The sequence below is a fragment of the Holtiella tumoricola genome (genome assembly GCF_027857615.1).
GTDB classification, from domain to species: Bacteria; Bacillota; Clostridia; order Lachnospirales; family Cellulosilyticaceae; genus Holtiella; species Holtiella tumoricola.
The window spans coordinates 23196-36575 of record NZ_JAQIFT010000029.1 but is presented as its reverse complement, the minus strand read 5'-3'; the positions used below and the strand labels follow the sequence as shown (position 1 = coordinate 36575).

Below are 13380 nucleotides of genomic sequence, written 5' to 3'. Positions count from 1 at the left end.
TCTCACTTCCTGTTAATTCATTCTATTTTAAAAGGCATGGCCTTTAACTTTCATAAACCTTTAATATACTCTCTGCAACATTTTTTCTAGTTGTTCGTCTATCCATCGCTTGCTTTTCTATATATTTATGTGCCTGTTCTTCACTCATATTTAAATATTGTATAAGTGTACATTTTGCACGATCTACTAATCTAATTTCTTCAATCTTACTTTGTAATTTTAAGTTTTCCTTTTTAAGCCCCAACATACGTCGTCTAGAGGCTGTTACTAATTTTATTGCTTGGTAAAACAATGCTTTTCCAATAGGTTTTTCAACTATAAATACACCATAGTCTTCTACCTTTAATGCGATATCATCTACTAGCTCATTCTTGACTAACATAATCACTCCAGCTGAAGTACGGTCAGTCACAAAGAATGCCAATTCATCTCCAAATTCATCTGTAAGTGGTGTATTAATAATAACCATTTCAAGCTCACTTTGAGCCACTCTTCTCCTGGCTTCACTACCACTCCCGGCTGAAGTAATCTTATTCATTTGCCCAGCTTTAAGCAATTCCTCTAAAAGGGCTACTCCCTTTGGAGAACTTGACACAATGAGTACGTCTCCCATCACTCACCATCCTTTCAACCTAGTCTATACTAAACACGAGTAAAATAAGCCTCTTCCTCAGCCTGAAGCTGGTCCTTAGCACTTATAACTTGGTTATATTCCTCTTCTTTGATGGCGAGATATTTCTTTAAAGTAATCGGAGCTAAAACCTGTTTAACAAAATCACTTTTCTTGGCATACTCTAAAGCCTCTTTTAATGTACTTGGTAATTGTTTAATGCCTTCTATTTTAGAAGGCTCCACTTCATAAAGATTATAATTGGTTGCGGGTTCTAGTGTTTTTTGTGCTTCCATACCTTCTAATCCAGCATGGATAATTAAAGCAAATGCTATATAAGGATTACATGCTCCGTCTGCTGAACGTAATTCCATTCGTACGTATTCTCCTTGAGCTGCTGGAATACGAATAAGTTGAGAACGATTTTGATGAGACCATGTAACATACTTTGGTGCTTCATCTAGTCCTAGTCGTCTATAAGAATTGGTTAGTGGATTTAAGAATGCTGTAATCTCTACAATTCTATCTAGTACACCTTGTATAAAACTTTCAGCTTCTTTAGAATGATTATTTTCATTATTTCTAAAGATATTTACACCATTTTTTGAAAGTGAAAGATTAATATGAAGCCCATTTCCACTTTTGTCTTCAAATGGCTTTGGCATAAATGAAGCAAATAATCCATTTTGTGCTGCCACACTCTTAACAACAGATTTAAATGTAATCAGGTTATCTGCTGCTTGCAATGCATCACTATATTTAAAATCAATTTCATTTTGACCTGGCCCCTGCTCATGATGAGAACTCTCTGGTTGAATGCCCATCTCCTCTAATGTTAGACAAATCTCACGTCTCACATTTTCTCCACGATCAAAAGGTGCAATATCAAAGTATCCAGCTCGGTCATGTGGTTCTTTAGTTGGATAGCCTTTATCATTTAATTCAAAGAGATAAAATTCACATTCTGGACCAATCTTACATTGATACCCCATCGTTTCTGCTCTTTGTATTGCTTGCTTTAAGATGTTTCTTCCATCACCTTCAAAAGGCGTCCCGTCAGGTTTCTTAATATCACAAAAAATTCTTATGACTCTTCCTTGTTGAGGACGCCAAGGTAAAATTGAAACAGTGGAAGCGTCAGGGAATAAAAATAAATCAGATTCCTCTACATTCATAAACCCTTTTACTGCTGAAGCATCAAAAGATATCCCACTTTGAAAAGCACGTGGCAATTCACTGGCCATAATCGATACATTTTTTTGGTTACCTAATATATCACAAAAGGCTAACTTTACAAACTTCACATCATTTTCTTCAACAAATTGCAATACTTCATTTATTGTATATTCCACTTTTATCGCCTCCACTTATATGCATTCTTTTTATTATATTCCTAATGCTTATTAGTTATGGGTATAGAGTTGTCTGTAAGGATTTTTTGTATCTGGTTCTAGTACATAGAAGTTCTTTGACCATACTTTTTCTTTATCTACATTAAATGTCTCACAAAATGTTTCAACATCTTGCCTAATACCTTCTACGTCTTCTTCTGTCATCACTCTTGCTACAACTTGTTTTGGAAGGTCGGCTGGGAGCTTATCACAACGTAAGTAGATTTTGCCACCATGCATTCCTGTTCCACAAAAGTGTCCTACTGGAACTTCATCTTCACAGTTTAGCCCAAGCACTACAATGTTTCCTCCTGCTTGGTATTCACCTAAGAAACTTCCTGCTTTTCCTCCTATTATAAGAAGAGGTTGTTTCTCCTTATAGGCTTTCATATGTATGCCCGCTCTATAACCAGCATTATCCCTTACATAAATTTTGCCACCACGCATAGCATATCCTGTGGCATCTCCAGCCGATCCATGAATACAAATAAGTCCTTCATTCATTGTATCTCCTGTAGCCTCTTGTGTATTTCCATATACCTCTATCACACAACCATCTAAATAGCTACCAAGTGCATTTCCTGGTGTACCTTTAATAATCAGATGTTTACCTGATAACCCACTTGCTATATAACGCTGTCCTATACAATTATCTAATGCAATTGTATCTTCTTTATAATTCCTAATTTTATTATTTAAAGTTTGGAAGTGCATTGTTCCTACATTAATGTTCATTTTTTCTTCCTCCTAACTTGTCATCTCTATAATTTCTTGAGAAGGCTATAAGCCCTGGTCTCTCTTTAAGAAGTTCAAAGTTAAGACTACTAAGTGGAATTTGCTCTCTTATAATTGATGTATAAATTCCTGCACCTTCAACATCACCTAGCATCATAAAGCCCTTAAGTAAATCATCTTTTACAATAAGCTTTTTGTAGTTATTTTCATCTTGGGTAATTATTTCTTCCCCTTCATAACTACCTGCACTTATTAAATGTAATCCAAAAAATCCAATGGCATTCATAGGAATAGCTTTATCAAATCTTTGCTTACCTAATGCCATATTAATCCCGGCACATTCGCCTTGTCTATAGGCATTGGGTAAAATAGCCAGAATTTTTTGGTTACCATCTGTCAGATCTACACTCTCAGTACAATCCCCAGCAGCATAGATATTTTCTAAACTTGTTTGGCAGTATTCATCGAGGATAATCCCTCTATTTACTCTACCACCAGCTTGTTGTACAAGCTCTACATTGGGTCTTACCCCAACAGCTAAAACGAGAATATCAAATTCAACTGTTGTACCATCTTGGAAATAGGCTGTATGAGCATCTAACTTTTGAACTCCTGTACCTAATTTAAATTGTATATTATAATTCTCTAAATGCTTTTTTAAGCGTTCTCCACACTCCATATCAACAATACTAGAAAGTACATGAGGTGCAATATCACATACGGTTAGGCTAGCTACCTTTTTTGAGATTGCTTCTGCACATTTAAGACCAATTAATCCAGCACCTACAATGAGTACCCTACTTTTTTCATTTATTTTTTTCTCTAGAGCTTTTGCTGAATCTAAAGTCATAAATGTAAATGGGTCTTCTACTTTTTCTAATCCCTCAATAGGTGGAACAAAAGGCCTTGATCCTGTTGCTACTAGTAACTTGTCATAGCCTATAACTTCTCCTGTTTGTGTAACAATTTCTTTCTTATCTGGATGAATGGCTGTAACATAGGTTTCTAATTTTAATTCACAGTTCATTTCTTTGTAGAAATTATCATCTCTATATTTCATACGCTCAAAATCTGTTTTTCCTTGTAATAGATAGGAAATGAGTGGTCTTGAATAAGTATGATAAGCTTCATTTGATAAGACTACGATCTCACTATTAGTATCTTGACTACGTATCCCCTCTATCCCTCCAATAGCAGCTGTAGAGTTTCCAATAATAACATATTTCATTCTACTCACCTCTCTTCATATACAATCGCTTGATTAGGGCATCCTTTAACACATGCCGGTTCCCCACTTTGATTACCCATGCATAGTTCACACTTTTGAACAATCCCCTCTGATGCCATCTTAACCGCGCCATATGGGCAAGATAAAATACATGTACAGCAACCTACACACTTGTTTTTATCAACTGCAATAAGTCCATCTTTTTTTGTAAGTGCTCCCGTAATACACCCTTTTACGCAAAGTGGTTCCTCACAATGTCTACAAGATACTGCAAAGCAAACTTGATCTTTTTCTTCTATTTGAATGCGTGGTTGAACCGTTTTATTTTTAAGTGCTTTAACCATATCTTTTTCTACTGAGTTTGCAAAAGCACAGTAGTATTCACATAGATGACACCCTAAACACCACTTTTCATTGACATAAACCCTTTTCATCGCTCTCCCCCTATTCTCCTGCATGTTGAATGCCTAAGATCTCTAATTCTTTCTCTGTTAAGCCAATTCCACGTAGCATTAAGCGGTTACCTTTTAGCGCTTCAATAGAGTTAATTCCCATACCGCCCATCATTTCTTTAATTTCATGTTCCCATGCTGAAACTAAGTTGACTAAACGTTTATAACCGATTTCTGGATTAAGTCGTTTAACTAATTCTGGTACTTGTGTTGCAATACCCCAGTTACATTTACCACCATGGCAACTTCTACATAAGTGGCATCCTAGTGCTAAAAGTGCACTTGTTGCAATATAAACAGCATCTGCTCCTAAAGCTATTGCCTTAACGATATCTGCACTATTTCTAATACTTCCACCAACTACGATAGATACTTCATTACGGATGCCTTCTTCTCTAAGTCTTGCATCTACACTTGCTAAAGCAAGTTCAATAGGAATACCTACATTGTCACGAATACGAGTAGGTGCTGCCCCAGTACCACCTTTAAAACCATCAATTGCAATAATATCTGCACCACTTCGTGCGACACCACTTGCAATAGCTGCTACATTGTGTACAGCTGCAATCTTAACAATAACTGGTTTTGTATAGTTTGAAGCTTCTTTTAAGGAATACACTAACTGTCTTAAATCTTCTATTGAGTAGATATCATGATGTGGTGCTGGTGATATGGCATCTGATCCTTCTGGGATCATACGTGTTTTAGAAATATCCCCCACAATTTTAGTCCCTGGCAAGTGACCACCGATACCTGGTTTTGCCCCTTGACCCATTTTGATTTCTATTGCAGCACCTGCTTCTAAGTAATCTTTGTGTACGCCAAAACGTCCTGATGCTACCTGTACAATGGTATTAGGTCCGTATTGATAGAAATCTTCATGTAACCCACCTTCACCTGTGTTATAAAGAATTCCAAGTTCTGTTGCTGCACGTGCAAGACTTTCGTGAGCATTGTAGCTAATTGAACCATATGACATAGCAGAAAACATAATAGGCACTGAAAGTTCTATTTGAGGTGGCAAGTTATTTTTAATCTCACCGTTTTCATCTCTTTCAATAGTTGTAGGTTTTTTACCTAAAAATACTTTTGTTTCCATTGGCTCTCTTAATGGGTCAATGGAAGGATTAGTAACCTGTGAAGCATTAATAAGCATTTTATCCCAGTAAATTGGATAAGGCTTTGGATTTCCCATCGAAGAAAGAAGTACGCCACCTGTGTCTGCCTGACGATAAACCTCATTAATTGTTTCTCCAGTCCAATGTGCATTCTGTTTAAAGGTATGATCTGTTTTAACGATTTTAAGTGCCTTAGTTGGGCAAAGACATACGCAACGATGACAGTTCACACACTTTGCATCATCGGCCATAAGACATTGATTTTCTTCATCATAGCTGTGTACACCATTTGCACATTGTCTTACGCAAACTTTACAACCGATACAACGTTTCTCATTTCTTACGACTTCATATTCAGGATATATATAATTAATAGCCATTAAGCTTCACTCCCTTCTAGTGTTACAATAACTGGCTCTCCACCTTTTGGTGTCCATACTTTGTCTAATTCTGGCTCTATAACGCGGATTGCACATTCTTCACTGGCAAAATAAACTTTATCATCCTTTTCACCAATAACCATAGAACGAAGTTTAAGCCTATCATTAATAGCCATTAAGCCGCCTTCAAATCCTACTAAAAGTGAAAATGGACCTGTAATTAATAAACTTGAAAATACATTTCTTAAGTATGTAAGTCTTTCTTTTTCTGTAGAACTTTGGCTATCTATTGTGCTCCAAAATGGTGCTGCAATAACCTCTGCAACCTCTTCAAGCTTAAGACCTTGCTTACGACTTAAGAAGTCAATAATGTAGGTAATAACTTCAGTATCTGTTAAGAGATTACACTTATATCCAAACATCTCTATAAAGCGTCTATTCGCATCATAAGATGAGATTTCACCGTTATGCACTACTGATAAATCAAGCATTGCAAATGGATGGGCTCCTCCCCACCAACCTGGTGTATTGGTTGGATATCTACCATGTGCAGTCCAAGAATAGCCTTCATATTCTTCTAATCTGAAGAATCTTCCCACATCTTCTGGGAATCCTACTGCCTTAAATACGCCCATATTCTTACCACTTGAAAATACGTACGCTCCTTTTATTTCTGTGTTAATTTTAATTACACAGCGTACTACAAATTCTTGTTCATCAAGCTGGCTATCTTTAAGTTTTGTTGGTAATGGATTCACAAAATATCTCCACATAAGAGGTTCATTTGTAATTTTAGGTGTTTTGTGAATCGGAATCTTTGATAAGTTAACAAGATCAAAATGTCTTTCCAAAAATCTTTCGCACTCTACCCTTGCATTTTGATCTTCATAGAACAAATGGAAAGCATAGAGGTCCTTGTATTCAGGGTAAATTCCATATCCTGCAAACCCTCCTCCTAAACCATTAGAACGATCATGCATAGTTTCTATTGATTTTATAATAGCTTCTCCACTCATTAACTTCCCGCTTTTAGAAAAAATACCAGATATAGCACAACCTGAAGGTATTCTAATTTCACCCTCTTTTTTCATTTCCAATCCCTCCTTCGATAAAATGCAAAAAAGGCGCTCATCAAAGTCAAAAACCCCTGTGGTTTTTTCATTTGATGAACGCCTTTGTTCATATCTAAATTGTATTTTATTGACCTAAAATTGTCAAGATAATTTTCCTTTAAAATGATTTTATAAGTTGTACAACTTGCATTTTTATTTTAAGAACAAGTTTAAATCCCTACTTATACTTATCTAACGATATTTTTAAAAATTAAATTGCATTTTTCCAAAAATTATAGTTGACTTTTGATTTGGTTCGGTCATATACTGTTATTAACATCAGCAAAGGCGCTGTAGGTTATTTATTGACCTACAGCGCCTTTTTTTATTTTCCAAATCGAAAGGGGTATGTCTATGAGTAAAATTTTTGTTCCAAAAGGTTATAGTCCACAATTATCACTTTATGAAACCCAAACGGCTATTGGGTTCATCAAAAGAACTTTTGAAGATCGTTTAACTAAGGCTTTAAATTTAAAACGTGTCTCTGCACCTTTATTTGTTGATCCAAACACTGGTATTAATGATGACTTAAATGGTGTTGAACGCCCGGTTGCATTTGATATTGCTGAAACAGGCACAACTGCTCAAGTGGTACATTCTCTTGCAAAATGGAAACGCTATGCACTTCATCAATATGGTTTTAGTGCTGGAGAAGGTCTCTATACAGATATGAATGCTATTAGACGTGATGAAGAAATGTCAAATTTACATTCCATCTATGTCGATCAATGGGATTGGGAAAAAATCATTACTGCTGCTACACGTAACGAAGCTTACTTAAAAGAAACGGTTACTGCTATTGTAGGTGCAATGTGTGATACTTTAGACTCTCTCAAAACATCTTATCCAAGTATTACAACAACACTTAGTAGAGATATTACTTTCGTTACAACACAAGAATTAGAAGATTTATATCCTAACCTCACTCCTAAAGAAAGAGAAAATGCTTTTGTTAAAGAGCACCCTACTACTTTTGTTATGCAAGTTGGTGACCTCTTAGCCTCTGGTGAAAAACATGATGGTAGAGCCCCTGATTATGATGATTGGAAATTAAATGGAGATATCGTATTCTGGAATGATGTATTAGAAATGGCATTTGAAGTTTCTTCTATGGGAATCCGTGTAGATGCTGAAAGCTTAGATAGCCAACTTACCAAAGCTGGTTGTGATGACCGTCGTAAATTCCTCTTCCATCAAATGCTTCTTAACAATGAATTACCACTTACTATGGGTGGTGGTATTGGCCAATCTCGCCTTTGTATGCTTCTTTTAGGTAAAGCGCATATAGGAGAAGTTCAATCTTCTATTTGGGATGATGCTACAAAAGTTTTCTGTAATGCGAACGATATTGTATTGCTTTAATCAATAAACACTTTGACAAGATGATTACTATATACCTCACATATTTCACACAACTGTGTACTTAACTTAATTTTATAAGGGAGGATTTATTTATGAAAAATGTAACAGAACTATTTGGAAGTATGGTATTCAATGACCATGTAATGCGTGAGCGACTTCCAAAGTCTACCTATAAAGCTTTAAAAAATTGTATCAATCAAGGGATTAGCTTAGATTTATCTATTGCCAATATTGTAGCTAACGCTATGAAAGATTGGGCTATCGAAAAAGGTGCTACACACTTTACACACTGGTTCCAACCTATGACAGGTATCACTGCTGAAAAACATGATAGTTTTATTTCACCTACTTCAGATGGTTCTATTATCATGGAGTTCTCTGGTAAAGAACTGATTAAAGGTGAGCCCGATGCTTCAAGTTTCCCATCAGGTGGTTTAAGAGCTACTTTCGAAGCACGTGGTTATACAGCTTGGGATCCTACTTCATTTGCCTTTATCAAAGATAATACACTATGTATTCCTACTGCTTTTTGCTCATATGGCGGAGAAGCGCTTGATAAAAAAACACCTCTTCTTCGTTCTATGTCAGCACTTAATAAAGAAGCCATTCGTATTCTTAAACTTTTTGGTCATGAAGATGTAGAAAAAGTGCTTACTACAGTAGGTCCAGAACAAGAATACTTCCTTGTTGATAAAGACCTTTTTGCAAAACGTAAAGATCTTATTTTCTGTGGACGTACTCTATTTGGTGCTAAGCCTCCAAAAGGTCAAGAATTAGATGATCACTACTTTGGTACGATCAAACCAAAAGTTGCTGCATTTATGGAAGAACTAGATGAAGAGCTTTGGAAATTAGGTATTTTAGCAAAAACTGAGCATAATGAAGTTGCGCCTGGTCAACATGAACTTGCTCCTATCTTTACAACTTCTAATATCTCTACCGATCACAATCAGCTTACAATGGAAATCATGCAAAAAGTTGCAAAACGTCATGGTCTTGTTTGCCTTCTTCATGAAAAACCATTTGCAGGTGTAAACGGTAGTGGTAAACACAACAACTGGTCTTTAAGTACAGATACGGGTATCAATCTTCTTGAACCTGGCAAATCACCTGAAGAAAATGCCCAGTTCCTTCTCTTCTTAGCTGCTGTTGTTAAAGCTGTAGATGAGTACCAAGACCTTCTTCGCCTTTCCGTAGCAAGTGCTGGTAACGATCATAGACTTGGTGCAAATGAAGCACCTCCTGCTATCGTTTCTATGTTCTTAGGTGAAGAGCTTACTGCTATTTTAGAATCCATTGAAAAAGATAGTAGCTATGACAAAAAAGCTGCTGCTTATATGGAAATTGGTGTAGACGTTCTACCTCGTTTCAAGAAGGATACCACTGACCGTAACCGTACTTCACCATTTGCTTTTACTGGTAACAAGTTTGAATTCCGTATGCTTGGTTCAGCCCTTTCTATCTCTGGCCCTAACGTTATTCTTAATACAATTGTTGCCGAAGCGTTATCTTGTTTTGCTGACCAACTTGAAAGTTGCGATAACTTCCAAGCTACTATTCAATCTATCATCAAATCAACACTTCAAGAACACAAACGTATTATCTTCAATGGTAACAACTATGCGGATGCATGGGTTAAAGAAGCTGAGCATCGTGGTTTACTCAACCTTAAGTCTACTCCAGATGCACTTCCTTATTTCATTGCTCCTAAAAACATTGAGCTCTTTACAAAACATAAGATTTTCACAGAGTCAGAAATTTACTCTCGTTACGAAATCTTATTAGAAGGCTATTCTAAAGTGCTTCATATCGAATCACTTACTATGATTGAGATGGTTAAGAAAGATATTATTCCTGCTGTAGTAAGCTATGTTGATCATCTTACTCAAGCTGCACTACACAAACGTGCACTTCTATCTACAACATGTTCATGTGACTTAGAAGAGGGACTTATCAATGAACTTTCTTCTTTATCTGGATGCCTTTACAAAAAGCTCAATGCTTTAGATGAATGTTTAATTTCATCAACTTTTGCTAATGAACAAGAAAAAGCTAACTACTACAAAGATTCTGTTTTCCCAGCCATGCAAGAATTACGTGCTGTAGCAGATGAAATCGAAACTTTAGTAGGACGCACCTACTGGCCATACCCAACTTATGGCGATTTATTATTCAGCCTTTAATAGTAATAATTTAGCAGTCTAATCATTTTACTTTTTGTATTTTTTGTTTTACTTTTTTGTATATCACTTAACTTCATTAACAATTTCAAAAATAAAGGAGTGACGGAACTACCCCACTAGTTCTATCACTCCTCTATTTTTATTTATAAACTATTAATAAGGAAGTAAATAAATCTTATCTCCTGCCTCATGTAACTTACCTTGAATCTGATAAACTTCTTCTATAAGCTTTTCATTAATAACCTGCTTTGGCTCTCCTATTTGTACAACCTTACCTTGATGCATAACAATAATATGATCACTAAAGTTAATGGCTTGGTTTAAATCATGAAGTACCATGACAATTGTCATTTGATAACGGGTATTCAACATTTGCACCAGCTCCAACAATTGAATCTGATAGTACATATCTAAATAGGAAGTTGGCTCGTCTAAAAAGAGTACATCAGGTTGTTGGCAAAGTGCCATAGCCAGCCATACACGTTGTCTTTGACCACCGGATAAGGCATCCACTTCTTTATCTTGTATATCTATTAACTGCGTACATTCTAGTGCCCACTGTATAACCTCTTCTGCTTTTTCATCTTTTTCTTTCCAAAGGTTTTGATACGGCATACGTCCTTGTGACACCAGTTCTCTAACAGTCATATGAACCTTCTCTTCATTATGCTGATGTAAAACAGATACATGCTGTGCAAATTCCTTTTGTTTAATATGTTGGACACATCTATCACCAAGATAAACCTCACCGTTTTGAGGGGTATAACCTTTAGTTAATAAACCTAATAGAGTAGATTTCCCACATCCATTAGGTCCTATAATCGTTGTTATTTTGCCTCTTGGAATTTCTACATTTAATCCATTAAATAGACTATTTGCTTGGCTATATGTAAAGTGAATGTTTTTAGCCTTCATATTAAGATGCCCTCCTTCTTAGCATATATAAAAAGAATGGTGCACCTATCAGTGACATCATAATACTAATAGGAATCTCAAAAGGATAAATGAGTACACGTCCTAATAAATCTGCGCCTAATAGCAACGTTCCTCCAAGTAATGCTGAAAATGGAATAAGTTGTTTATGGTTATGTCCTATAATAATGCGACTTAAATGAGGTACAACCAACCCAACAAAGCTAATGACACCTACTTCTACTGTCGGAATAATAGCCAGTAATACTGCAACAAGACATATAAAAATCCTATCTTTATTTACTTGCATCCCTAAGCTTCTTGCATTACGTTCTCCTAGTGCCAATGTATTACACTTCTTATATAAAATAAAGCTTAGTACTAAACCTATCGTTCCATATAAAACGATAAATCTAACAGAGTCCCATCCCTTACCTAGGCTTTGTGCCTGGCTGATCAAACTCCCTCCTATACTTGAAGAGGTCATATAGGAAATCACTTCTCCAAGTGCTCCAAAGAGGGCATTGATAGCGATCCCTGCTAAAATAATTCTTTGGGGTTTAAAACCATTGTCCCATGCAAAAGCATAGACCAATGCACATGCTAATACACCACCTAAAAGACCTGCAATGGGTGATGATACAACCAACCCTGGGGCTATTGCTAACATCAATGTATTCATACAGGTAGCCCCTGCTGATATCCCTATAATTCCTGGATCTGCTAAAGGATTACGCATAACGGCTTGTAACAGTACACCTGCTACAGACAACATGCCACCTGTAAAGAGAGCAATAAATATACGTGGTAATCTTACAGCCTTAATAATCTCTATTTCACTACTGCCACCATGTATAAGCCCTACTACAATTTCCTTTAAGCTAAGGTCAATGGAACCGACACGCATACATAGAAGTGCTAGTACTAATGCCCCTATTATCGTTACAATAAACTTTGTTTTAATATACTTCTTATTCATTCTTGTTGTCTCTATTCATACAAAATTTTCGCTAATACCTTTAGTGCATCTGCTGTTTCTAAACTAGCACTTACATTAAAAAGGCTATCATCTAAATCATACACTGCACCTTCTTGAACAGCTTTAAATTGTTTCCATAATGGATTTTCATTAAATTCCTTGGCAAACATCTCTAATACTTCTTCCTTCATCCCATGTGTCATGCGTAAGATAATATCTGGTTCTGAAGTTAATAAGGCTTCTAAATTCACATTAGCAAATGCCATACTAGCATCTGGAACAACATTAATCCCACCTAACATTTCAACCATTTGCCCTACAAAAGATGTGCCTGTTGCTGCTAAGTAATTTCCTGGGAATCCAAATAATACAAGTACTTTAGGTGATTCTTTTCCTGCTACACTTGCGATCGTAGCATTAATTTCTGTTCTAAAATCTTCAATCAGCTTGGTAGCTTCTTCTTCTTTTTCAAAAAGCTTGCCTATTTCTTCTATGGATTGTTCAAGGGTATCTATATTATCTAGATTTAAGAAGGTCCCTTCTACACCAATTTGCTGAAGTTTTGGCTCTATGCTGGATTTTAATGCTGTAACACCAAGTATATGTGTAGGCTTTAACATGGCAATACGTTCTAAGTCTGGTGACATAGGTAACCCTACTTCTTCTACCCCTTTAGCATTTTCATGTAAGTTATATTGCGTCTTTGGTACACCAACCATTTCTATCCCTAATTCACCTAGAATATCTACAAGAGATACAGAAAGTGCAATAATACGATTTTCATGTTCTATTTTTTGTTCTTCTTTTGGTACTTCATTTACAATCACTTCTTGCTTACTGCATCCACTTACTCCTAGAACACCTATCAGTGCTACAGCTACCAATTTACCTATGTATTTTAATTTTTTCACTTTCTAC

At 36.1% G+C, this 13380-nt stretch carries 12 protein-coding genes; 2 read left to right on the top strand and 10 right to left on the bottom strand.

The annotated features are described in order from the left end of the window. Positions 1-43: 43 nt before the first annotated feature. Genes PBV87_RS06915 through PBV87_RS06885 form a run of 7 tightly spaced genes read right to left on the bottom strand, consistent with a single transcriptional unit; the run spans position 44 to position 7005 of the window. A complete protein-coding gene (locus PBV87_RS06915) occupies positions 44-613 on the bottom strand; it encodes an ANTAR domain-containing response regulator (protein ID WP_271011635.1) in 570 nt (189 codons plus the stop codon). Positions 614-642: 29 nt separating this feature from the next. Beyond that, positions 643-1962: a glutamine synthetase family protein gene (locus tag PBV87_RS06910; protein WP_271011634.1), complete on the bottom strand. Its 1320-nt coding sequence runs from the start codon at positions 1960-1962 to the stop codon at positions 643-645. A 51-nt stretch (positions 1963-2013) separates the two neighbouring features. Continuing rightward, the gene (locus PBV87_RS06905) at positions 2014-2736 is read right to left on the bottom strand and encodes a GltB/FmdC/FwdC-like GXGXG domain-containing protein (protein ID WP_053986185.1); all 723 of its coding nucleotides are present in this window, start codon (positions 2734-2736) and stop codon (positions 2014-2016) included. Then, positions 2726-3964 carry an NAD(P)/FAD-dependent oxidoreductase gene (locus PBV87_RS06900; RefSeq protein ID WP_271011633.1) on the bottom strand — a complete coding sequence of 413 codons (1239 nt, stop codon included), beginning with the start codon at positions 3962-3964 and terminating at the stop codon, positions 2726-2728. The genes PBV87_RS06905 and PBV87_RS06900 overlap by 11 nt, the downstream gene beginning before the upstream one ends. Positions 3965-3969: 5 nt before the next feature. Beyond that, positions 3970-4398 carry a 4Fe-4S dicluster domain-containing protein gene (locus tag PBV87_RS06895; RefSeq protein ID WP_271011632.1) on the bottom strand — a complete coding sequence of 143 codons (429 nt, stop codon included), beginning with the start codon at positions 4396-4398 and terminating at the stop codon, positions 3970-3972. A 10-nt stretch (positions 4399-4408) separates the two neighbouring features. Continuing rightward, positions 4409-5914: a glutamate synthase-related protein gene (locus tag PBV87_RS06890; RefSeq protein ID WP_271011631.1), complete on the bottom strand. Its 1506-nt coding sequence runs from the start codon at positions 5912-5914 to the stop codon at positions 4409-4411. Further along, a complete protein-coding gene (locus tag PBV87_RS06885) occupies positions 5914-7005 on the bottom strand; it encodes a class II glutamine amidotransferase (RefSeq protein ID WP_271011630.1) in 1092 nt (363 codons plus the stop codon). Before PBV87_RS06885 ends, PBV87_RS06890 begins: the two co-directional genes overlap by 1 nt. A gap of 375 nt (positions 7006-7380) precedes the next feature. Between PBV87_RS06885 and asnA the strand changes: the two genes are divergently transcribed. Together asnA and PBV87_RS06875 are read left to right on the top strand one after the other, a co-directional pair. Further along, positions 7381-8388, top strand: a complete 1008-nt coding sequence (gene asnA, locus PBV87_RS06880; RefSeq protein WP_271011629.1) for an aspartate--ammonia ligase — start codon at positions 7381-7383, stop codon at positions 8386-8388. 92 nt (positions 8389-8480) lie between these two features. Next, positions 8481-10571: a glutamine synthetase III family protein gene (locus PBV87_RS06875; protein ID WP_053986191.1), complete on the top strand. Its 2091-nt coding sequence runs from the start codon at positions 8481-8483 to the stop codon at positions 10569-10571. Between the two features lie 153 nt (positions 10572-10724). On the opposite strand, the gene PBV87_RS06870 is transcribed toward PBV87_RS06875, so the two are convergent. The 3 genes from PBV87_RS06870 to isdE are packed head-to-tail and all read right to left on the bottom strand — an operon-like array spanning position 10725 to position 13373. Beyond that, positions 10725-11486 (bottom strand): ABC transporter ATP-binding protein, encoded by a 762-nt coding sequence (locus PBV87_RS06870; protein WP_271011628.1) that lies wholly within the window; start codon positions 11484-11486, stop codon positions 10725-10727. 1 nt (position 11487) lies between these two features. Continuing rightward, entirely contained in the window at positions 11488-12462 is a 975-nt protein-coding gene (locus PBV87_RS06865; RefSeq protein WP_271011627.1) for a FecCD family ABC transporter permease, read from the bottom strand. 11 nt (positions 12463-12473) lie between these two features. Beyond that, entirely contained in the window at positions 12474-13373 is a 900-nt protein-coding gene (gene isdE / locus PBV87_RS06860; protein ID WP_271011626.1) for a heme ABC transporter substrate-binding protein IsdE, read from the bottom strand. Positions 13374-13380: the final 7 nt, after the last annotated feature.